Below are 22,035 nucleotides of genomic sequence, written 5' to 3'. Positions count from 1 at the left end.
GTCACCGCCGCGGTTCTACGGCGAGGCCGCTGAGGGTGATGATCTGGTCGTCGTCGAGGGCGGCGCCGTCGTAGGTGATGCCGAGCGAGGTGACTTTACCCGTTTCGTTGAGCGTCACGATGGCGGCACCGCGCGGGGCTGCGGGGGTAGCGGGCATCCACTCGAACCCGCCGCCTTGTGCGTTGCCGACGATGTGAATGACGTCGGCCCCTTGGTAGGGCAGGCGACCGGATGCCCGTTTGATGTATCGGGCGATGGCGGCGCTCCCTCGCAGTTGGGTGCGCAGAGCGAAGTCTTCGAACGTGGCGTCGTAGGCGAGTATCTTGTCGAGCTGCGCGGCGTCGCCCGATGCGATGGCCCGCATCAGAGCGTCGACGGCCTTCGCCATTTCGGGCGCGTGACGGTCGTCGACGGTGTCTTCGCCCACGGTGTCGGGAAAGTTCTCGGCGGGTGTGCGCATCTTCGAGACCGCGTCGGAGCCGAAGCCCCGGCCGTCCCAGTAGTCGATCCAGCGGGTGATTTTCTCGTCGGCGAAATCGATGATGGCGATCGCTCGAATCTCTCCGCCGAAGAGTTCGGGGGTGTCGGTCACGACGACCGCGGCACCTGTGGTGGTATCGCCGGCGACTTGTACCGGGTACGACTTGGCCGTCGACTTCCAGAACGGCATGTACTGCTTCCATACCCCCCGAAGTTCTTCGTTGGTGTCCCAATGCCAGCCGAGGGTGGCGTCGGCGTAATAGACCTGATCGGGGTGAAAGTGCACGTGGGTCTCGTTGATCTTGCGCCTCGTCTTCGCCGAGAAGAACGACGTGAACAGCTGTTCTGCGGCGTCGCTCGCGTGAGAGAAATCGACGGTCTCGGGGTACGGAATGCGCGCACTGCCCACGACGCTGATGTCGTCACTATCTACCGCTTCTCGCTCGAAAGCGAACTTCCAGCCGGCGTCTTCGAGCGAGCTGCCCAGAGCGTCGACGAGCGCAGGCAGGTCGGTCAGCTCGGCGACAGCGCCGAAGACGTATTTGTCTGGCCGCTGGATGAACGCCCGCACGCCGTGCTTACGAAACCACAGCTCGTACTCGCCATCCACATCGATGTAGTAGTCGGGGCCAGGGCCGCGTGACACGTGTGAGAAGCCGAACTCGAGTTCGTCGAGCACGCTCTGCTGCCCTGCCGAGAAGAGCCCGTCAGGAAGGGCGTGGCGCGAGACGATCTGCCAGCCCGATGCGAATTCGTCGAGACGATCGGCTTGCCCGCCGAACGCGACACGGCCCTGTGGTGCCGGGCGGCCATCCACTATCAGGCTGTGGTCTGTTTCGGCCGCCACGATGCCGGCGCCAAGCCGGGGGAAGGCGGGGGCTGGGGGCACGTTGCCCATGCGCAGCATTTCGTCGCGCCGGTGCGCTGATTCAAGGTCTCGGGTGTTCCACATTTCGCCGAGGCCGACGCACATCTCGATGAGGTGCTGCACGTGCGCGCTGCGTTCGCTGTGCACGGTGTCGAGAAACGAAACCTCGGCCTGGTCGCGAAGCACGGCATCGAGCTTCCAGACCAGGTTGATGGCGTCGCGGATGCCCGAACACAGCCCCTGGCCCATGGTCGGTGGCATCGTGTGCGCGGCGTCGCCGGCCAGAAGAATGCGGCCGTCACGCCACTCGGGGGCGAGTGTGGCCTCGAATCGATAGACGATTCCTCGTTCGATTTCGCCGTCGGCGGGCGAGAGATCCCACATCTCAAGAAGCTTCCAGCAGTTCTCGATGGCGGCGAACTCCTCGGCGTCTTCGCCCTCGTGCAGAATGAACTCGAAGCGCGAGTAGTTGCGGCCCTCCCAGCGACCCGCGAGCTGCGGACGTTCAGGGTCGAGCACCTGCAGAACCTCGGGCAGCCGATCCAATTCACGATCTGAGTCGTTCAGCTTGAAGTCGATCACCAGCGAATCCATCGGCGCGAAACCCAGTTGCGCCCGCTCGATTCCGAGGGACTCGCGCACGAAACTGTTTGCGCCGTCTGCGCCGATGACGAATGCTGCGTCGATGACGGTCAGTTCTGCGTTCTCGTCATCGACCGGCCGGCAGGTGACCGTGGCGCGATCGGCGCTCTGATCGATCTGCAACGCCTCGACCCCGTTGTACACGGTGACGCCAAGCTCCCTGGCGCGAGCGTCGAGAATCTTCTCGATCTCGGGCTGGTACGACAGGTAACTCTCCTTCCAGCCCGCGCCGCCTTCGCCGAGGTGGATGGTCGCCAGAACCTCCATATCGGCGGTGACGAGGTTCCAGAGCAGCATCGGCTGGGCGGCGATTTCGACGGCATCCGCTACCCCCAGCGCCTGAAACGTGCGCATGGTCTCACCGTCGTAATGGCCCGCCCGGGCCAACGGGTACAGCGTGTGATGGCGCTCGACGACGATCACGTTGAACCCGCGTTGTGCCAGCAGACCGCTCAGCACCATGCCAACAGGCCCGTAACCGACAATCGCAACGTCACATGAAATGCTCTTCGGCAGAGCCGATTCCTCGGGCTTCGAAGTGGTGGGGGACATCAGAATGCTCCTTTGCTGACTGGTGTCTTGACTACGCCGCGTTGGTCATCGCCGCTTCGGCATACTCGAGATTGTATGTAACGATCACTACACTAGCGACACATGCAAAGTACTCCACGTCGGCGTGCGAGTCAACAGCCCGACCTGGCGAGGTTCTGACCGGTCAAGTCAGTTTCTGGCGAGAACCGATTTCGCCAACGCGTCAGTCGCCTCGGCGAGCAGGCGAATGTTAGCCTTCGTCGTCGCTGAGCCCGGGCGGCCGGCGACGAAGATGCCGTCGAAAGCGGCCCCGACAAAATCGACGAGCTCGCTGGCGATCACACCTGCCGTGGTCTCGCCGAGGTCGGCGTAGGCGGCCGCCAGCCCGACTCGAAGACCCTCGCGTTCTTCGGCCCGCGTCTGTTCGACAGCGGCATTCACAACGCCCGCGGGCGAGTTGAACATGATGACGAACTGCAGCTGCACGAACTCGGGGGTTGCTTCGATGCCGCGCTGCCCGCGCTCAAGAAGCTCGAAAACGTTCTCTCGATGCGAATTCTCGGGCGGAAATGCGGCGAGCGACACGCCCTCGAGAAACCTGTGGCTCCCGCGCTCGATGATGGCGGTCAGAATGCCGAGCTTCGACGAAAAGTGATAGTAGATCGAACTCGCCGGCAGCCCTGACTCTGTGGCGATCGCCGAGATGCTGGTTCCGTCGTAGCCTCGCGCCGACATCAGCTTGGTGGCGACGTCGAGAATGACTTTTCTCGATCTGTCTCCGCGATCGGTACTTGTCTTCGATGATGCATCGCGCAACGCCATGAAAGCTAGCCTAGGCGCACCACGCTGCGACCCCGATTCTCGGCCCTCTCCAGTTTCACCATTGTGCATTGACTTAAACGATAGTGAACCTTATGTTCGGTGCATGATCACTGAAACACATAGCGGCAGAGTCGCCGTTGTCACTGGAGCGGCCGGCGGGTTCGGCACGGCAATCGCACTGGAACTCGCCCGTCGAGGCGCCGACATCATTGCCGTCGACATCCATTCGCCTGATGCGACCGTGTCGGCGGTGCGAGAACTCGGCCGAAAAGCCACCGGCATCACGGCCGATATTTCGAATGCCGATGCCGTCGCTGGCATCACTCCTGAACTGCTCGACTTCGGTGGCCGGGTAGACATTCTCGTTAACAACGCGGGCGTTTTTCCGTTTGTCGACCTGTTCGAATTGAACTACGCCGAGTGGCGGCGAATCTTTGCCATCAACACCGACTCGCAGTTTCTGATGGCGACCGCGGTGATGCGCTCGATGCGTGAAAGCGGCTGGGGCAGAATCGTGAACCTAGCCTCGAATTCGCTCGGTCTCGCCGTGTCTGGCATGGTCGCGTACATGGCTGCCAAGGGTGCGGTGGTCGGTTTCACGCGTGCGTTGGCAACTGACCTCGCGCCCTACGGCATCACCGTCAATGCGGTCTGCCCGACCGCCTCTCGCACGTCAGGCGGCGAAAAATTCATCGGCAACGAAGTGCTCGAACACGTCGCGCAAATGCAAGCGATAAAGCGTGTCGGCGTTGCCTCCGACATCGTGGGCACCGTGTGCTTTCTCTCAAGCGACGACAGCGCCTTCATGACCGCGCAAACCGTGGTCTGCGATGGCGGCCTCATGCGCGTCTGAGCCGTTGGGAGCATGCTTCCCCGGCTGGGTGGGGCTGGCCCGACGAGCGGCGAGCGATAGTTCGGGCTACGCCTGTGGCATGAAACGGTGCGGCCGTGAGCCGGGCATTCGCCTCGCTCTGCGAAGTGACGACTGATCGACGGATGCGCGTGCGGTCAGACTGAACCGCGCTTCTGCGCCTCAGGTCGCTGCCCGGTACCCAGCGATGAGCGCGGTGAGTTCGGCAGCGGCCTGGCGCGCGGCCGGCTCGAGCAGGAGCGAGTCGGAGCCGAGCGAGTCGGAGCCGAGCGAGTCGGAGTCGAGCCAATCGGTCGTGTATGCCATGGCCCCGCCGCCGAGAAACACCTTCTGCAGCGCCGACAACGGCGCCCCTGCGAAGAGCGTCGACGAAGCTATCTGCTCGGCGATGTAGTTCTGAATGGCCAGGTAGACCTGCAGACCGCTTCGACCCTCGTTGAGCCGCTGGTAGAACGTGCGGTTCTCGGCCATGTGCAGAAAGAGGCTGATCAGCGCCGCTTCAAAGCTCGAACCGTCTGCGGCGCGAAACTGATCGAGGGCACCCTCGAAGCGGGCGATACCCGCAGCCTGCAGCAGGGCATTCCGATCGGTGAAGTGCTGGTAGAACGTCATTCGCGTCACGCCGGCCGCAGCCGCGAGGTCGGTGACGCTGATCTCGTCGGCGCCGCGCGCGTCGACCAGAGCGATGGCGGCGTTGATGAGGGCCTCGCGACTTCGCGCTGGTCGCGGGTCTGTCCGAGTTTGGTTTGCGGGTGGCATGTATTTATCTTACAGGCGTATAGTAGACATACACATGTAAGAAAAATGGAGAAACGCGATGGCCACATACAATCACACTGACGATCTCACGCAAAAGACTGGTCTCGCCCTGCTCGCCAGCGCTCGCCTCTGGGCGGTGCCCGCGGTGATCGTCATCGGCGTCATGAGTGCGCTCGCCGCGCTCTACCTCGGTGGCACCATCAATTCGTCGTCGAGCCTCTCGGGCTTTCCGATTGCCATCGTGAACGAAGACACAGGCGACACGCTGCCCGACGGCACGACCACGAACGTCGGCGACAAGCTCACATCGGCGCTCGTCGCGGGCATCGACCACGACAAGTTCGACGTGTCGACACTCACTCTCGACGAGGCGAAGTCGCAGATGGATGACGCCACACTCTATGGCGCCATCGTCGTGCCGGCCGACTACAGCACGACCTACCTGGCTCATGCCGCATCCGCTTCGACCGGCAGCGCCGCCGCCCCGGCACCCACCATCACCGTGCTGACAAACCCACGGTCGGGAACGTCGACGGCGGCAATCGTCACGGCGATGGCCGACCAGTCGCTCGCTCAGACCGGGGCGACCATCTCGGTCGAACCCTATAATCCGCTGCCAAATGGCACGGGAAGCGGCCTCTCTGCCTTCTACTTCGCGTTGCTCATTGTTCTCTGCGGTTTCACCGGCTCGCTCATCGTCAGCACCTTCGTCGACGGCAGTCTGGGCTTCGTGCCCTCAGAAGTCGGCCCGGTCTACACGCTGACGCGCCACTCCGGCCTCAGCCGCGCTTCGACGCTCATTCTGAAATGGGCGATCATGCTCGGCCTGGCCGTGGTCGTTTCGGGCCTCTACGTGGCCATCGCCTCGGCGCTCGGCATGCCCATCGACAACCCCCTCCAGCTCTGGGCCTTTTCGGCGGCAGCTATCTGGGCCGTGGCGATCGTCGCTCAGGCGGTGAACGCCATCTTCGGTGGCATCGGGATGCTCGTGAACCTCTTCATCTTCATCATTCTCTCGCTGCCCTCAGCGGGCGGAACGATTCCCCTCGAAGCGACCCCGCCGCTCTTCCGCTGGCTCGGCAGCTTCGAGCCGATGCACCAGATCTACCTCGGCACCCGCTCGGTGCTCTACCTCGGCGGCACGCTCGAGTCGGGGCTGGGTCGGGCGTTGATCTTCTGCGGTATCACGGCCGTGGTCGGTGTGATCGCGGGGCTGCTCGCCACGCGGCTGTACGACCGCCGCGGCCTGACGCGGTCGCTGGCTTAGTGCGTCGGCTGCCGTGACCTCAAGATGAAGTATTCGGCGATCACGACCAAATAGAACAGCACGAGACCGAGCGCCGAGAGCACGACGATGGCCGCGAATGTGAGCGGCGTATCGAGCTGACCGGCCGAGAACTGGGAGACGTAACCGAGCCCGGCCTGGCCCGCCAGAAGCTCGCCCACGACGGCGCCCGTCGTGCCGAACGTCATCGCGAGCTTGGTGCCCGCGAGAATGCTCGGCATGGCGAACGGCACACGAATCTTGAAGAACAGGCGCAGCCCGTTGCCGCCCATTGCCTTGCCCAACCGAAGGTAGTCGTCGCCGCAGCTCTGCAAACCGAGTGTGGTGTTGACGATCACCGGGAAGATGGCGATGACGAGCGTCAGAATCGCGTTCGTGGTCGGCCCGAAGCCGAACCAGATGATGATCAGCGGCGCGATGGCGACCTTCGGCACGGTGTTCAACAGCACCAGCGTCGGGTAGAGCAGTCGCTCGGCGAAGCGCGAGAGCGACAGCAGCACGGCGATCAGGTTGCCGATCACCACAGCCAGAGCGAACCCGATGACGATCTCGCGCGCAGTCACGAGTACGCCAGACCAGAGCAGGCTCGCGTTCTTGGCGATCGACTGCGCAACCGCAATCGGCGACGGCAACGTGGTCTGAGGCTGGTTCGTGACCATCACAATCACTTGCCAGAGCAGAACGAGCACCACGATGCCCGCGAGCCCCCAGAGCCCGGTGCCCACGCGTTCTCGCCAGAGCGAGGGCAGGCGCTCGGGCTTAGGCTCATCGGCTGGCCGGCCGAGCTGGCGCGGCGAGGTTCGAAGCACACCGGATGCACTCATGCGACATTCTCCCGTTCAAGATGAATTGCGTCCATCGCCTGACGGGCCTGACGCACGTACGGGTCGAGCGGCGTGCCTTCGCCCGGCCAGCCGCGCTGATCCCGTGCCAACGGAATGACGATTTCGGCGTGGATGACGCCGGGCCGGGGTGAAAGCACGATGACCCGGTCGGCGAGAAAGACCGCCTCTTCGACGCTGTGTGTGACGAACACCACGGTCTTCTTCGACCGTGCCGCGATTTCTGCGAGCTCGAAGTTCAGCCGTTCACGGGTGATCGCGTCGAGGGCGCCGAACGGTTCATCCATCAGCAACAGCCGTGGGTCATGCACCAGTGCGCGGCAGATCGCCACCCGCTGACGCATACCGCCCGACATCTGAAACGGGTGGGCGTCGGCGAATTGCTCGACGCCCACCATTGCCAGAAGTTCCCGTGCACGTGCTACTTCGGCCTTACCGGGGCGGATGCCCCGCATCTCGAACTGAATGAGCACGTTCGAGAGCGCCGACCGCCAATCAAGCAGCAGGTCTTTCTGAAACACGAACCCAGCGGCGGTATTCGGGCCGACCTGCTTCGTGCCGTACATGCTGATCTCGCCGCTCGAGGGCGTGTCAAGGCCCGCGATGAGCGTGAGCAGCGTGCTTTTGCCACAACCCGACGGCCCCAGCAGGGCGACGAATTCGCCGTCGGCTATCTCGAGGTTGATACCCTTCAGTGCCTGAGTGGTGCCCTGGCGGGTTCGAAAGAGCCGAGAGACGTTCTGAATGCTGACCGCAGGTGGGTCAAGGGTTGTGGCAGTCATGCGTTTTTGCCCTTCTCTTGTGCCGCGATTATTGTGCCGCGATGGGGCACGTGATGTCGGTGACACCAGTGGTGAACTGGTTCGTCATCATCGAGCTGGTGTCGACCGTGGTCGGAGTGATTCCGAGGCTCGACATGATTCCTCCGGCGCTTGCCCACGCTGCTTCGGGCATCTCGGCGACCGATGAACCAGGCGCTGCCCCCACGGTGCAGATGAACGGCACGATGGCCTTCCACTGCGCGAGCGCGGTGTCAGTGTTGAGCCCCGGAACCTGGGCAGCCATGCTCGTAACGGCGGCCGAGGGGTCGTTCAGCGAGTCTTGCAGCCCTTTGTAGGTGGCCTTCAAGAAAGCGGTGATCTGAGCCGGGCTCGACGTGGCAGTGTCGGGGCGAACGAAGTAGGTGTAGTCGGGAATGGTCGCGCCGTAGTCCGAGAAGTTGACTTCGTACGACGGTCGAGTGGGCTGAACGGCGGGGGCGCCGAACGGAATGGAGGTGGCGAGAGCGTCTCCCTGGCCACCGGCGTAGGCGGTCAGCAAGCTCGAGGCGGCGATGGTGGCGAAGTTGATCTTCGAGGTGTCGACACCGTTTTTCTCGAGCACGCCCTTGGTCTCATCGATGATGCCTGAGCTTGCCGCGAGAACGGTCTTGCCTTCGAGGTCTGTGAGGTTGGTCGAGCCGCCGTCTTTCGCAATGAACAGGCCGAACGTGTGGGTGCCGAAGCGGTTGCCCACCGAGAGCGTCTTGATGTTCTGCGATTCGCTGAGCGCGAGGTACGGCAGGTTTGCGGTGCCGAATTCGGCCTGGCCCGAGTTGACGGCGTTGATGGCATCTTGACCGCTCTTGGTGACCAGGATGCTCATATTCAGGCCCTCGTCTGCGTAGTATCCCTTGGCAAGGGCGTCGTAGACCGGCAGGTCGATACCGCTCGGCGAGAAGTTCAGAGCGAGGGTTGCGGCAGTCGTAGCGCCATTGCTACTGGTGCTCGAAGCGGTGCTGCCGCCTGAAGCGCAGCCGGCAAGGCCGACTGTTGCGACGGCGGCGATCGCGACGATGCGAGCCGCACGTGACATGCGTAGTTTCATTGTGATTCTCCTGGTTCTGTTGGGTGCTGTGTGACGGGTGATACTGCGGGTGATGGATGATCGGCGGAGCCGTTCTGCGGCCTGAGGTTGTCGATCATCGTGTCGATGACCTTCTTCCAGTCGTCTTCAGAGCATTCGATGGTTCGGCCGATGGCGAGAAGCGCCACCCCCGAAAGCGTTGAGAGCAAGTACAGCGCCAGGGCGTCGACGTTGAGGTCATGCCGAATCTCACCGTTCTTCTGCGCTTCGGCGAGCAAGTGCACCAGGCGTTGGGCACGTACTTGGCCCTGCGGTATGGCGATGTCGGCGAACGCCTGACTGCGACGTATAGCGAAGACCGATTCCACGTGCAGCTCACGATTGGGAGCGTGCAGAATGTCACCGATCACCATGCGAAGGCGTTCGAGGGCTTGCACCGGTGCGCCGACCGCGTTGTACAGAGGTTCGTCGATGGCCTTGCCGCTCGCCGTCCAGACGGCATAGCTCAACAAGGCGTCTTTGCTGCCGAACGTGGAGTAGATGGCGCCCGTCGTCAGGCCGGCCCGGCGAGCGATGTCGCCCACTTTCGCGCCCTCGTAGCCGTTCTTACGAAAGACTTCGATGGCGCTGGCGACGAGCCGGCCGCGGGTCGAATCGCTGTCGAGGTCGCGCGACTCTGTGGCGTCGGCCTCCCAGGGAAAAGCCTCTGCACGGTTGGCGCCGTGAATTCTTGCCAAGGGAACTTCTTTGTTCGTGGTCACGGTTTCGCTTCTTTCGTTCGTCGGTCAGCTGACCGGTTCGCCCCAGCCTCCGCCGCCTGCCGTACGTTGACGAATGAGGGCGCCGGCAGGCAACTCGAGGTCGACCTTGCTGATAATCTGCCACGTCTGCGTGCCCGGGTAGAGTAGTGCGATCTCGCCGGATTGGGCAGGGGCGCCTCCGTTCATGCCCCACGGCGGGTCGACGGTGCGGTCGATGCCGGCACTGAGCGTGAGTGGTTCGAGAAGCTCGATGATGCGTTCAATGCCGGGGCCGCCACGGTGCAGACCGGCTCCACCGGCGTCGCGCAGCAATTTGTAGCTGTGAAAACGAACCGGTGCACTGCCTTCGACGAGCTCGATGGGAATGGCTTTGTTGTCGCCGTGCATCAAGGTCTTCAGGGGGCCGAAACCGTCGCCTTCGGAGTGGGCGCCGTGACCGCCGTTACCGGTCTCGATGTACTGCACCCAGGTTCCGTCGGCTCGGCGCCCGGTGAGCATGAGCGCGGCCATTGAGCCATGGTGGCCGGCCGGAACCCGCTCGGGCAGCCGGCTGCCGATCGCCCTCAAGAACAGATCGACCATGGTCGGGATGGTCGTGTTCCAGTGTGCCATCGGGGCACCGTCTGTGGCGCTGAGCACTGTGCCCGTGGGCAGCACTATCGAGAGCGGTTCGAACAGCCCTTGATCGGCTTGCCGATTCGGCACGAGCAGCGACTTGAATGCCACCCGCATGGCACTCATGGCGCCGCCGTTCTTACCCGCGTTGATCGGTGTCGCGACCTGTGGGGGCAGATCAGAGAGATCGGCGACCATGCGGTCACCCTCGACGATGAGTTTCACCGAGAGGCGCAGCGGCGCTGTGCCGACACCCCCGCCGTCGTCGGTCATGCACGACGCTTCGTAGACGCCGTCGGGCAGCTCCGACACGGCGCGAGCAGCGAGCTGGCGACTGGTCTCGAGCTGCGCGGCGACCAGTTGAGCCACTTGCTCGCCGCTCCAGCGCGAGGCCACCCGCTCTCTCCATCGTTCGGCGGCGACGAGACACGCCCCGGCCTGGGCCATCAGATCACCCACGACTTCGGCTTGCATGTAGCAGTTCGCCCGAATGGTCTCGACGACCTCGGGAACGACGTTGCCCTCCCGCATGACCCGAAGACCTCGCACCTGAAAGCCTTCTTGACGAAGGTCGGTGCCCTCCCACGACAACGATCCCGGCGTGATTCCGCCAACGTCGGCCCAGTGCGTGCGAATAGCGAGGTAGCCCTGAATCTCGTCTTCGCGAGAGAATAGTGGGGTGAACGCCACCACGTGGTTGAGGTGCTGACCCGAGACCTCGCCGTAGTTGGTCAGCACCACGTCACCGGCTCGAAGCGACTCGGCGCCGATGATGTCGATCACGTCAGAGACCGGGTCGCCGAGGTCGGCGAGAAAGATGGGCAGGTTCGACTGGCTCTGCCCCAGCAGGGCGAAGTCTTTGGTGAGCAGCCCCGCGCAATAGTCTTTGTACTCGTAAACGAGCGGCGAGTGCGCGGTGCGCGTGATGTTGATGTCGATCTCTTCGACGATCGACTCCACCGTGTAGGTGAAGATCTCCCGCTCGATGGGGTCGATTACGTAGGTAGCGGTATCAGTCATGTTCGATCACCAGTGCTCCATCGGCAGCCATATGTGCAGACCATCCGGTGGGCACGACGGTTGTCGCGCCCAGTTCTTGAATGATCAGTGGACCTTCTAACGTCTGATCGCCCGGCCAATCACCGCGCTCGATCACCCGGCACGAAACGAGTTCGCCGTCGGTGTCGAATACAACGTCGACCGAGGTCGGCGAGTTCTGGTGCGTCTGACCCGCGTCATTGCCGTCTGATTCGATGAGGGGGCGGGGAAGCGTGCGAACAGCGACCACTTCGCAGTCGAGCAGTTCGATGCGGGCCGTCGCATTGATGTGCCCGTACCGAAGCCCGTATTCGGCCTCGAACGTCTGCCTCAGTATCGCCCGCGCGTCGCCGGCGTCGAGCTCGTCTCGGTTGAAAGGAATGCGCAGCGCGTGTTCTTGCCCTTCGTACCGGAGTCCAGCGGTGACGGTGCAGATGCTCGCGGTCGTCTCGATCGACGTGGCCTCGGCGAGCCGCAGAGTGAGTTCTCCTTCGAGCACCGCAATGCGCTGACTCACGGTCGACCAGTCGACGAGGTGCAAGGGCTGATGGATGATGTGGGTCTCTTCGAACTGAAGGTCGGCCCCGAGCATCCCGAGCGCACAGAAGTGACCGGGGTATTGGGGCACGATGACGCGTCTGATGCCCACCTCGTCGGCGACATCGCAGGCATGCATGGGGCCAGCGCCGCCCATGGCGACCATGGTGAACTCGCGCGGGTCGAGGCCGCGCTCGAGGGTCTGGCGGCGCACGGCCGCGGCCATGGTGAGGTTCGCTACCTTCAGGATGCCCACGGCGAGGTGTCTGGCAGAGACCCCCATCTTCTCAGCGACCGTTTCGATGGCATCGGCTGCCTGATCTTTGCTCAGCACGATGCCGTCGGAGATCTGCACGGGAAGGAGTCGACCGCAGTAGACGTTCGCGTCGGTGATGGTCGGCTCGGTGCCGCCGAGTCCGTAACAGGCCGGGCCGGGTTGTGACCCTGCAGAGCGCGGGCCCACCTGCAAGCGGTTTGCGTCGTCGAGCCAGGCGATCGATCCGCCGCCGGCGCCTACCTCGATGATGTCGATGGTGGGTACCTGAACGGGCAGCCCGGTCGCATAGCCGCCGATCCAGTAGAGCTCTGTCGACGAGATGCGGTCGCCCTCGACCAGGGCACTCTTGGCAGTGGTGCCGCCCATGTCGAAGGTCACGATACGTTCGATGCCGTGCCGAATGCCAAGGTCGCGTGCCCCCACGACTCCCGCGACGGGGCCCGACTCCACGAGCCGCAATGGCAGTTGTGACGCCGTTTCGGGTTCGAGCAGGCCACCGTTGGAATCGAGAACGAAGAACGATGCCCCCGCATGCGCAGACTCGAGTCGAGACTCCAGGCGACCGAGGTACGACTTGGCCGAGGGGAGAACGTACGCATTGGCCGCCGCCGAGTTGAAGCGTTCGTATTCGCGCCAGTGCCGGCTCATGTCAGACGAGAGCGTGATGGGCATTCCGGGCAGTTCGCGGGCCAGGGCATCCGCAATCTGGCGTTCGTGACTCGGATTGACATATGCGTTCAGAAACGCAATGGCCACCGATTCTGCCTCGACCTCACGAATCCACGCGACGAGGTCGCCGATGGCTTCGGCGGTAGGAAACTGCAAGGTCTCACCACTGGCCGACATGCGCTCGCCGATCTCACGGTGCATGCGAGTCTCGATGAACGGCTCGTCGCGACGGTAGCGCAGGTTGAACATCTGTGGGCGGTTCGCCCGCCCGATGTCGAGCAGGTCGCCGAACCCCTCGGTGGTGACGAGTGCGGTGTGTGCGCCCTTGCGCTCGAGCAGCGCGTTGATCACCAAGGTGGTGCCGTGAGCGACCACCGGGGGAGCCGCCATCTTCGCGTCTTTGACCGCGTCGAGCGCGGTGAGAACAGCCGATTCCTCTTCGCCGTGCGAGGTCAGAATCTTCGATACGCGAAGAACTCCCTCGTCGTCGACACTTGCCAGATCGGTGAATGTTCCGCCGATGTCTACACCGATGCGGGTCTGCGGCTTCGTTGCCAAACTCATATCATTCCGTTCGTCGTCACGTCTGTGTGAGCGCTTCCTAATAATGACTATTATCAGAATCGCTGTCAAGAGCGTTTCGGATTTCGCCGAGCGCGAGGACATATCGCTTCGACGCGTGCGAGCGCTCATTCAGGCGGGCAAACTTCTCGCTCGCCAGGTTGGTAGGCAGTGGCTCGTTGACGATGATCGCGCCGGCGATGACGCCTCCGCAGGCAGAGGCGTGGCATGCTCTATTCGGTGTTTGCGAGTGCCACCCGCGCGGTTGGGCACTTGTTGGCGCACAGATGGTGAACGAGCGGAACCGACGTCAGGGGCTTGTGAGAGCGAGCAGGGCCTGGCGGTGCGCGGGGGTGAGTGTTGAGAGAAACGAGTTCTGCACGGCCTCGGCGTGCACGTGCAACGCTGACGTCACGAGGGTTCTGCCGTGGTCGGTGAGGGTGACGTCGACGACGTGGCCCGCACCCTCGGTGTGGCGGATGAGCTGCCCACGACTCTGCATTCGAGAGAGCTGATGCGACAGCCGTGAGGCCGACCAGTCGAGGTCGGTGGCGAGGGTGCGCTGCTCGAGCGCGCCCGACGGGCTTTCGTACAGGCGAACGAGAATTTGAAACTCGGCGGCGGTCAGACCGGTTTGATGAAGCAGCTCACGCGCCACGTCGCTCAGTACCGTCTGGCTCCAGCTCAAGAAGCCCCGCCAGAGCAGCATTTCGTCGGCCGAGAGCAATGACGAACTCGTTTCGTTGCCGCCGGCGAGTGCGGCTCCACTGGTGTCGGCAGGGCGAATCTCGGTCATGACAACCATCATGCTCCCATCGGAGTCGGGTTCATATCCGTTGACACATCAATAGATTAAGCGTACCGTGCCAATCGTTCCCCGACGGGAACCGGTGATGGAATGAGGCTTTTCGTGGTGCAGGTTCAGATTGAGCAGGGGCTGATCAGGGGCAATCGCGTAGGCGACGGCGCAGAGTTCTTGGGCATTCCCTACGCGGCAGCGCCGGTGGGCGAACTCCGCTGGCGAGAGCCGCACCCACCGTCTGGCTGGGAGGGCGCTCGAGACGCAACTGCCTTCGGCGCGGCAGCGCTGCAGACGGGCGGCGCGAGTTTCGACCTTCGCGTTGAGGAGCAGAGCGAAGACAGTCTTTTCGTCAACGTCTGGACGAATTCGCTCGATGTGGATGCCCGCCAGCCGGTCATGGTCTGGCTTCACGGTGGGGGCAATCTGGGCGGCGCCGGTTCAGAAGACGCCTTCGACGGTCGGGTTCTGGCGCAGCGCGGCGTGACGGTGGTGACACTGAACTACCGCCTCGGCGCGTTCGGCTTTCTTGCGCACCCGAGCGTGGGGGCGAACTTCGCGGTTCTCGACCAGGTGGCGGCGTTGCGCTGGGTCAAAACGAACATCCGCGCCTTCGGGGGTGACCCGAACTGTGTCACGATCTTCGGTGAATCGGCGGGGGCGTGGGCTGTGCGCACACTGCTTTCGACGCCGACCGCACGGGGATTGTTTCACCGCGCGATCATCCAGAGCGCCGGCTACGAAGACTATGCGTTTCAGCCTGCGCCGACTGTCGAGCGCGCGTACGATGCCGCCGAAAGGTTCTTCGACCTGCTCGGCGCGCGCGACCTCGATCGTCTGCGGGCACTGCCCGCGAGCGACGTACTTCAGGCGTCGCACGCACTGAATGGCACGACGCCCGTGGCGGGGCGAGTGCACACGCCCGCCAATCTCACGTGGAGCCCGGTGGCCGACGGCGTTGTCGTGTCGCAGCAGGGTTTCGCCGGCTGGGCGGATGATGTGCCCGTACTTCTTGGCCGGGTCGCGAACGAGGCGCGCTACTTCATTCGCCCCGGGGGCCGCTACGACTGGGCCGTTGTCGAGAACATGGCGGCAGCATTCGCGGGCGACCGGCGCGCCGAGGCGATGGCCGTACTTCACGATTCGACCGATGACCCCTACGCCGCTCTCGACGTTCTCTTCACGACTGCGGTGTGGACGGAACCCGCCCTCGCGACCCTCAATCGCTTCGTTCAGTTGGGACGAACGGTTTTTCCCTACCGCTTCACACGGGTCTCGCCGGGTGCGAAGGCGAGCGGCGACCTCGCCAAGCACACTGCCGAGATTCGCTATGTGTTCGGAAACCTCGAGCCGGCCGAGGCGTACGACGAGGTCGACGCGCAGCTCTCGCGCGATATGCAAGAGGCCTGGAGTACATTCGCGCGCACGGGTGCTCCTGAGGTGCGCGGGCGCGAGTGGCCGCGTTATCGACAGGGCGAAGCCGAGGTGACGGTGCTCGGCGATCAGGTCGGTTTCGAATCGCTCGTCGTCGAACCGCTGACCGCGATCATCGCATCTCAACGACGAAGCTAACGTCGGAGTCGAGCAAGTCATTTGGTCTCTTGCTAACTTAGTGTCTAGTCTCTAGAGTGGATGCAGCGCATGCCAGCGCGAACGCGATCAAAGGAGATACACGTGGCCAGATGGAATCGATACGTCGTCGGAGCCGACTCGCTCGGCCGCTCGGCCGTGCTATCGACCGAACCCGACCCCTCGAGTGTTCAGTCGAAAGAGGGCTACTACTGGCGGGCGACGCTGTGGGCGACAGAAGAGATGCCGCCCGACAACAGCATCGAAGGAGACCGCTCGGTGGGCATCGCCCGCCGCGAACCGGCGCCCGGCGGCATGCTCTACCGTGCCCTCGAGATTCCGCCCGATCGTGCTGACGTCGAAGAGCACAAATCAGAACTGACGGCGCTGAACAAACAGGTCGAGCAGAAATATGCGCCGACCGAGGCCGACCTCGCCCGCCACCCGAGCATGCACCGCACCGACACGCTCGACTGCATCACCTGCGTCATCGGCGAGATCTATCTCGTTACCGACGTCGACGAGGTCAAGATGGTTCCCGGTGACTCGGTGGTGATTCGGGGCACGAATCACGCCTGGAGCAACCGCTCTGACCGGCCCGCTCTTCTGGTCGGAACGATGATCGACGCCACTCAGGCCTGACGTGCACGCCCCACGATGGCCGGGTCAGGAGGCCGGGGCGTGCTCGCGCACCAGCTCGGTGCCGCGCGTCATATAACGGGCAACGGCGGCCTGGGCGAGGGCGGTGTCTCGTTTCTGCAGGGCATCGACGATGGCGACGCGCTCATCGATCAAGTGACCGCCGATCTCGTTCCACGTCGCCGGCCGACGTTCTGCGGCCTCCTGGGCAAGAGTGATCTGAGATTCGATGAGAAAAGCAGCGATGGAGATCAGCAGCTTGTTGTGCGAGAGCTCGACGAGCTGGCTGAGAAACGCTCGAAGCGCGGGGCCGAAGTCGACAGAATCGAGCGGTTGGCGCAGCACTTCGGCCGTCGTTCGAAGCTCGTTCAGCTCGTCGTCGGTCGCGGCATCCACTGCCACGGTGACGGCTCTGACGTACAGTGCCCCCGAGACGTCGAGGATGCTCGGCAGATCGATATCTTCGAGCTCGATCACTGCCGAGAGAGCCGAAGAGATCAGTGCAGACCCGTCGGCGGTGACGTAGGTGCCCGAACCATGGCGCGATTCGACCAGGCTGGTCGCGCTCAACGCGCGAATCGCTTCGCGAATGGTCGGAGCGCTGACGTCGTACTGCGTGGCCAGCTCTTTCTCTGAGGGCAGCCGAACGCCCCGTTCGAGCCGCCTCGAGAGAATCTGCGCGCGGATGTCTTTCACCACTTCATCGGCTGCACTCATGCGATTGCGCCGATACGAGCCATCTGCAGTCAGCTGAGACACACGCCAGCCTTTCGTCGAAGTCGACACACTAAGTCACTAAAACAATAGCATCAGCCCCGCTCAGCCCCCCGCTCGGCTCGCTCAGCTCGGCCTGAGCCCTAACCAATGAAGGTGAAGCACCCATGATTACCCTGACGATGGCGCAAGAAATCATTTCGGCCGCACTCGGTCATGCCCGAGCATCCACAATGCCACCGATGACCGTGGCGGTGCTCGACGCCGGCGGACACCTGATCGCGTTTGCTCGCGAAGACCGTTCCAGCCTGCTGCGCGAGAAGATCGCTCGCGGCAAAGCGATGGGGGCGCTGAACATGGGCGTCGGCAGTCGTTCGCTCGTCGAACGAGCAGAGGGGCATCCGCACTTCTTCGGTGCCATCACTCAGCTGGCCGAGGGTGAGCTCGTTCCTGTGCCGGGCGGTGTGCTGGTGAGAGACGAGGCCGGCGAGATCATCGGCGCGGTCGGGGTCAGTGGGGCGGTGCCCGATGCCGACGAGCAGTGTGCGATCGTGGGCATCCGCTCGCAGGGGCTCGTCGCAGACGCCGGTGCGTAAATACGCAAGACAGCAATTCACCAAGAGACATTGACACTAAGACAATTAACGCTACTGTAGATCTCGACATCGTCGTCGGCGCGGTCGCAGAACCGCATGGAGGAGCACTCATGAGCAGCACTGCACCCGGGCTCAGCGAAGCCCGGAGTTTCGATTCGTTACTCGAAGGCCGTTCGATCGGCCGATTTCAGGTGCTTATCATCAGCGTTTGTGCCGTGATCTCGATGGTCGATGGGTTCGACACGCAGGTGATCGCGCTCGCGGCCAACGGAATCGCGCAACAGTTCGGTGCGAACGTGGCCGACTTCGGCCCGATCTTCGGCATCGGGCTGTTCGGTGGCCTCGTGGGTGCCATCGTGTTCGGGTTGCTCGGCGACCGGTTCGGGCGCAAGCCGGTGCTGCTCATCTCGGTTGCCATCGTGGCTATCGGTTCGCTCGTGACTCCGTTCACCGAGACCACGACCACACTGCTCATCGTGCGGTTCGTGACCGGGCTGGGGCTCGGCGGAGCACTACCGGGGGTGATTTCGCTGACCAGTGAGTATGCTCCGGTTCGCCGACGTGCAGCGACCGTCGCCTTGATGTTCTGCGGGTTTCCGCTCGGGGCGGTCGTCGGCGGGCTGCTTTCGACTGTGCTGATTCCGGCGTTCGGCTGGGCGAGCGTGTTCTGGCTCGGCGGACTCGTGCCGGTCATCCTCATTCCGGTCATCGTGTTCGCCATACCCGAGTCGGTGCGGTTTCTCTCGATGCGCAGCGACAAGCGGGCTCTTGCCCGGGTGCTGAAGCGACTGCGGTTGCCCGAAGAGTACGCGCCGAGCATCCAGCCGGCCCCGGCTGAAGAGCGGGCACCGTTGCCGAGCCTGTTCACCCAGGGGCGCGCGGTGGGCACCCTCATGCTCTGGCTGATTCTGCTGCTCAGCCTGCTGATGACGTACTTTCTCACCAACTGGATACCTCTCGTAGCGACCCAGAACGGTCTGGATGCCCGCACCGGCATTCTGGGCGCGGTGATGCTGAACCTGGGTTCCATCGTGGGCAGCATCGTTCTCGGGCGGTTCGTGCGTGCCCGACCGACCGCGACTATTGTTGCCGGCTACCTGCTCGGCGCGGTGGCCATTGCGGCTATCGGGCAGGTCGCACATTCGGCACCCGGCCTTCTGATCACGACATTTCTCGCGGGATTCTTCGCGATCGGTGCGCAACTCTGCACGGTGGGGCTGTGCGCGACGTTCTACAGTGACGCGCTTCGGGCAACCGGGGTCGGGTCGGCGATGGGCGTCGCGCGGCTGGGGGCGATTCTCGGGCCGGTCATCGGTGGCGTGCTGCTTGCCGGGGGAGTGTCGACTCCTATCGTGTTCGTCGTCATCGCGATCGTCTCGGTGGTGGCCGCCCTCGCGATGCTCGTGATGGGGTTGCTCGTGCTGCGCCGGCGCTCGGTTCAGACGGCGCCTCGCGCTGCGGTGGCGCATGCCTGAACCTACGTCTGACCCCGCGCCTGACCCCGCGCCTGAGCTGACGTCTGACCGCGCGACTGGGCTCGCGCCTGAGAGCGTGCTCGAGCGGATGCCCGGCCGCGCCCCGCAGGTCAGCGGCCTGCACCACGTGACCTTTGTCGTCACCCAGCTCGACCCCGCCATCGAGTGGTTCGCTCGGGTGCTCGGCGCCCAGCATGTGACGCGGTTCGATCACCACGACGAGACCGGCGTGCTGTTCGGCGTCATTCTCGAGCTGACCGGGTTCGCCGGCATGGTCGAACTGCGCGTCGCGACCGCCGAGTACCCACTTCGCCCGGGCTACGATCCCGTCACGTTCGAGGTGGCCGACGACGAAGCGCTCGCCGGCTGGTTGCGTCACGTTGAGCGGGTTGGCGCTGCGCACTCGCCGATCAAGCAGCGGCGCACCGGTCGGTCGCTTGAAATCCGCACCCCCGACGACACGATCATTCGCCTCTTCACTGCGCCGGCGGGCGGCTTCGACGAAGTGCCGTTTCAAGAGACCCACGTCGATCACTGAACGGATGCCCGTTCATCACCCCGACCATCCACCGACCCACTAGGAGCCCACAGTGTTCACCATGCCAAACCGACTCACCACCATGATCGAGAACCACGAAGTGCCCATCGGCATGCAGTGCTTCACCGCCGACCACGCCCTGATCGAGGTGATGGGCCGAACCGGTCTCGACTACGTGTGGCTCGACAGCGAACACAGTGCCATCAACCCGCGCGCCCTCGAAGACGCGATTCGCACGGCTGACGGCGTGGGGCTCGCGACGATCATTCGAGTGCCGGAGCCTGACGACACCACCTCGGCCCGGCGGGCGCTCGAGGCGGGTGCTGAAGCCATCGTGATTCCTATGGTGCGAAGCGCCGCCGACGTGACGAACATGGTCGACGCGCTGACCTACCCGCCGAACGGTCGCCGCGGCATCTGCCCTGCCTACCGAGCGGCCGGGTACGCCCTCAGCACCTTCAGCGAGTATGCGGCCGAGAGCGACGCCGGGCTGTTTCTCATTCCCATGATCGAAACCGTCGACGCGCTGGCGCACATCGAAGAGATCTGCGCGCTCGAGCAGGTTCGGGTGATCGTCTTCGCCTCGGGCGAGCTGTCGTACGCGCTGGGTGAGGGTGCAAACGCCAACCTGCACGGTAGCGAGGCGATTCGGGATGCCTTGGTGCGAGTGAAAGCGGCAGCGAAAGCAAATGGCGTGGTGCTGCTCGGCGGCCCCATCATTGACCCGACGGCCGCGTCATGTGCGACCGCCCTCGAAGAAGACATCGGAGTGCTCTGCCTCGGCCTCGACGTGATGGCGTTTCGAAAGATCTGCGAGCAGGCGGTGACAGCGGCGAACACCGCCGTCGCGGCATCCACTCGCTTCAGTCGCCCGCCCGCACCCGCGAGCGGTTTCGCGCACTGAACCGAAGGGGGGAGGCCTCGATTTCGAGGGAGTCGCGGGGATTTTCGTAAATGAGTTGCATTCTCGATCAGAAAAGATCATGATGATCATGCTCGAGGATGAGACGTGGAGACAACGACTCTGACATCGGATCGAATCGGGCACTGACCCTTCGTGCCGGACGTACCGGCACAACACCCCAACGGAGAGGTACCCGAATTGTCAGACACCATCACCGCCCAGGCCACAGTCGCCGAGGTCATCGAACAGATCACCGCGATTGCGCCCCTGCTGCGTAAGAACGGCGCCGAAGGCGAAGAACTCCGTCGCGTGCCAGACGAATCCATCGCCGCCCTGAAGGCCGCCGGAGCATTCCGGCTCGGCACCCCTCAGCGTTACGGCGGCCTCGAGGCCACGGCGCAAGAGATGCTCGACGTCGCAGCGGCCGCGGCCTACGGCGACGGCGGCGCAGGCTGGGTCGTCACGCTCGGCAACGTGTGCGGCTGGCTCGCCGGCCTCATGTCGCGCCGTCTGCAAGACGAGATCTGGGGCGACGACCCCGACGCCTTCGTCACGGGTGTGCTCGCCCCTACCGCTTCGGCCGTTCGTGTTGACGGCGGATACCGGGTGACCGGTAAGTGGTTCTACAACTCCGGCTCGTACCTGGCCACGTGGGCCGGCGTCGGCATCCCAATTCCGAACGAGGCCGGTGAGATCGTCAACCAGGGCTTGGCCGTGATTCCTCGTGCCGACTACGACATCGAAGAGACCTGGTTCGTCGCCGGAATGCGCTCGAGCGCGAGCAACTGCATCGTGGTGAACGACGTTTTCGTGCCCGACCACCGCGTCATGATGGTGCCACCCGCGATCGGCGGCCAGTACGACAACGAAGACCTCGCCGACGAACCCACGCACCGCACCGCGTTCGTGCCGATGCTGGCTCTCGTGTTGATCGGCGCGCAGCTGGGCCTCGGGCGTGCCGCGTTCGACTACGTCGTGGAGAAGGCCGCCACGAAGTCGATCGCCTACAGCTTCTTCGCCACCCAGGCCGATTCGACCGCCGTTCAGCTCGAGCTGGCGAAGGTCGCTTTGCTGCTCGACACCGCAGAACTGCACGCTCGCCGCGCAGCATCTGACATCGACTCAGCCGCGCTCGCCGGAACCTACCCGACTTACCTCACCCGAGCTCGCGTTCGCGCAGACACCGCGCTCGTCGCTGAGTCGGTGACGCACGCAATCGATCAGCTCATCTCCGTGCACGGCGCCGGGGCATTCGCCGAGTCGAACCCCCTGCAGCGCATCTGGCGCGACTCGAACACCGCCGCCCGCCACGGCGTCGTCAACCCGCTCGTGTCGTACGAGGTCTACGGCAAGGCGCTGGTCGGCAACGAGAACCCCGTGGTCTCGCCGCTGGTCTAG

At 63.9% G+C, this 22,035-nt stretch carries 20 protein-coding genes; 9 read left to right on the top strand and 11 right to left on the bottom strand.

What is annotated here, in order from left to right:
- Window position 1 precedes the first annotated feature (1 nt).
- Together IEX24_RS07720 and IEX24_RS07715 are read right to left on the bottom strand one after the other, a co-directional pair.
- Window positions 2–2,542, bottom strand: coding sequence for a bifunctional 3-(3-hydroxy-phenyl)propionate/3-hydroxycinnamic acid hydroxylase (locus tag IEX24_RS07720; RefSeq protein WP_188676160.1), 2,541 nt, complete (start codon window positions 2,540–2,542; stop codon window positions 2–4).
- Between the two features lie 168 nt (window positions 2,543–2,710).
- Window positions 2,711–3,343, bottom strand: coding sequence for a TetR/AcrR family transcriptional regulator (locus IEX24_RS07715; protein WP_188676158.1), 633 nt, complete (start codon window positions 3,341–3,343; stop codon window positions 2,711–2,713).
- A 103-nt stretch (window positions 3,344–3,446) separates the two neighbouring features.
- On the opposite strand from IEX24_RS07715, the gene IEX24_RS07710 reads away from it, so the two are divergent.
- Window positions 3,447–4,196 (top strand): SDR family NAD(P)-dependent oxidoreductase, encoded by a 750-nt coding sequence (locus IEX24_RS07710; RefSeq protein ID WP_188676155.1) that lies wholly within the window; start codon window positions 3,447–3,449, stop codon window positions 4,194–4,196.
- Window positions 4,197–4,376: 180 nt separating this feature from the next.
- Here the strand turns inward: IEX24_RS07710 and IEX24_RS07705 are convergent, their stop codons facing one another.
- A complete protein-coding gene (locus IEX24_RS07705) occupies window positions 4,377–4,973 on the bottom strand; it encodes a TetR/AcrR family transcriptional regulator (RefSeq protein ID WP_188676152.1) in 597 nt (198 codons plus the stop codon).
- A gap of 58 nt (window positions 4,974–5,031) precedes the next feature.
- Between IEX24_RS07705 and IEX24_RS07700 the strand changes: the two genes are divergently transcribed.
- The gene (locus IEX24_RS07700) at window positions 5,032–6,240 is read left to right on the top strand and encodes a YhgE/Pip domain-containing protein (protein ID WP_188676148.1); all 1,209 of its coding nucleotides are present in this window, start codon (window positions 5,032–5,034) and stop codon (window positions 6,238–6,240) included.
- Here IEX24_RS07700 and IEX24_RS07695 read toward each other — a convergent pair.
- The 7 genes from IEX24_RS07695 to IEX24_RS07665 all read right to left on the bottom strand — a co-directional run bounded on the left by IEX24_RS07695 (window position 6,237) and on the right by IEX24_RS07665 (window position 14,199).
- Window positions 6,237–7,082 (bottom strand): ABC transporter permease, encoded by an 846-nt coding sequence (locus IEX24_RS07695; protein WP_188676145.1) that lies wholly within the window; start codon window positions 7,080–7,082, stop codon window positions 6,237–6,239. The two genes, IEX24_RS07700 and IEX24_RS07695, sit on opposite strands and share 4 nt — an antisense overlap.
- The gene (locus IEX24_RS07690; RefSeq protein WP_188676142.1) at window positions 7,079–7,882 is read right to left on the bottom strand and encodes an ABC transporter ATP-binding protein; all 804 of its coding nucleotides are present in this window, start codon (window positions 7,880–7,882) and stop codon (window positions 7,079–7,081) included. Before IEX24_RS07690 ends, IEX24_RS07695 begins: the two co-directional genes overlap by 4 nt.
- A gap of 28 nt (window positions 7,883–7,910) precedes the next feature.
- Window positions 7,911–8,954 (bottom strand): ABC transporter substrate-binding protein, encoded by a 1,044-nt coding sequence (locus IEX24_RS07685; protein ID WP_188676138.1) that lies wholly within the window; start codon window positions 8,952–8,954, stop codon window positions 7,911–7,913.
- Window positions 8,955–8,962: 8 nt separating this feature from the next.
- Complete coding sequence (locus IEX24_RS07680; RefSeq protein ID WP_188676135.1) at window positions 8,963–9,706, bottom strand: TetR family transcriptional regulator; 744 nt, start codon at window positions 9,704–9,706, stop codon at window positions 8,963–8,965.
- A gap of 24 nt (window positions 9,707–9,730) precedes the next feature.
- A complete protein-coding gene (locus tag IEX24_RS07675) occupies window positions 9,731–11,341 on the bottom strand; it encodes a hydantoinase B/oxoprolinase family protein (RefSeq protein WP_188676132.1) in 1,611 nt (536 codons plus the stop codon).
- Window positions 11,334–13,406, bottom strand: coding sequence for a hydantoinase/oxoprolinase family protein (locus IEX24_RS07670; protein WP_188676129.1), 2,073 nt, complete (start codon window positions 13,404–13,406; stop codon window positions 11,334–11,336). The genes IEX24_RS07675 and IEX24_RS07670 overlap by 8 nt, the downstream gene beginning before the upstream one ends.
- Window positions 13,407–13,713: 307 nt before the next feature.
- Window positions 13,714–14,199, bottom strand: a complete 486-nt coding sequence (locus tag IEX24_RS07665; RefSeq protein WP_188676126.1) for a MarR family winged helix-turn-helix transcriptional regulator — start codon at window positions 14,197–14,199, stop codon at window positions 13,714–13,716.
- Between the two features lie 117 nt (window positions 14,200–14,316).
- Here IEX24_RS07665 and IEX24_RS07660 point away from each other — a divergent pair, with 117 nt between their 5' ends.
- Together IEX24_RS07660 and IEX24_RS07655 are read left to right on the top strand one after the other, a co-directional pair.
- The gene (locus tag IEX24_RS07660) at window positions 14,317–15,774 is read left to right on the top strand and encodes a carboxylesterase/lipase family protein (protein WP_188676123.1); all 1,458 of its coding nucleotides are present in this window, start codon (window positions 14,317–14,319) and stop codon (window positions 15,772–15,774) included.
- 102 nt (window positions 15,775–15,876) lie between these two features.
- Window positions 15,877–16,413 (top strand): cupin domain-containing protein, encoded by a 537-nt coding sequence (locus IEX24_RS07655; protein WP_188676121.1) that lies wholly within the window; start codon window positions 15,877–15,879, stop codon window positions 16,411–16,413.
- 24 nt (window positions 16,414–16,437) lie between these two features.
- Here the strand turns inward: IEX24_RS07655 and IEX24_RS07650 are convergent, their stop codons facing one another.
- Window positions 16,438–17,169, bottom strand: coding sequence for a FadR/GntR family transcriptional regulator (locus IEX24_RS07650; RefSeq protein ID WP_188676119.1), 732 nt, complete (start codon window positions 17,167–17,169; stop codon window positions 16,438–16,440).
- A gap of 122 nt (window positions 17,170–17,291) precedes the next feature.
- On the opposite strand from IEX24_RS07650, the gene IEX24_RS07645 reads away from it, so the two are divergent.
- The 5 genes from IEX24_RS07645 to IEX24_RS07625 all read left to right on the top strand — a co-directional run bounded on the left by IEX24_RS07645 (window position 17,292) and on the right by IEX24_RS07625 (window position 22,035).
- Window positions 17,292–17,720 (top strand): GlcG/HbpS family heme-binding protein, encoded by a 429-nt coding sequence (locus IEX24_RS07645; RefSeq protein WP_188676118.1) that lies wholly within the window; start codon window positions 17,292–17,294, stop codon window positions 17,718–17,720.
- 110 nt (window positions 17,721–17,830) lie between these two features.
- Window positions 17,831–19,195, top strand: coding sequence for an MFS transporter (locus IEX24_RS07640; protein ID WP_188676116.1), 1,365 nt, complete (start codon window positions 17,831–17,833; stop codon window positions 19,193–19,195).
- Window positions 19,188–19,733 carry a VOC family protein gene (locus IEX24_RS07635; RefSeq protein ID WP_188676114.1) on the top strand — a complete coding sequence of 182 codons (546 nt, stop codon included), beginning with the start codon at window positions 19,188–19,190 and terminating at the stop codon, window positions 19,731–19,733. The genes IEX24_RS07640 and IEX24_RS07635 overlap by 8 nt, the downstream gene beginning before the upstream one ends.
- A 61-nt stretch (window positions 19,734–19,794) precedes the next feature.
- Window positions 19,795–20,637: an HpcH/HpaI aldolase family protein gene (locus tag IEX24_RS07630; RefSeq protein WP_229715181.1), complete on the top strand. Its 843-nt coding sequence runs from the start codon at window positions 19,795–19,797 to the stop codon at window positions 20,635–20,637.
- Window positions 20,638–20,835: 198 nt separating this feature from the next.
- Window positions 20,836–22,035, top strand: coding sequence for an acyl-CoA dehydrogenase family protein (locus IEX24_RS07625; protein WP_188676108.1), 1,200 nt, complete (start codon window positions 20,836–20,838; stop codon window positions 22,033–22,035).

Origin of the sequence: Subtercola lobariae (assembly GCF_014640255.1) — a bacterium.
In the GTDB taxonomy this organism is placed as follows: Bacteria; Actinomycetota; Actinomycetes; order Actinomycetales; family Microbacteriaceae; genus Subtercola; species Subtercola lobariae.
Note: the sequence above shows the minus strand (reverse complement) of the source record. Positions and strands in the feature narration are given on the sequence as shown.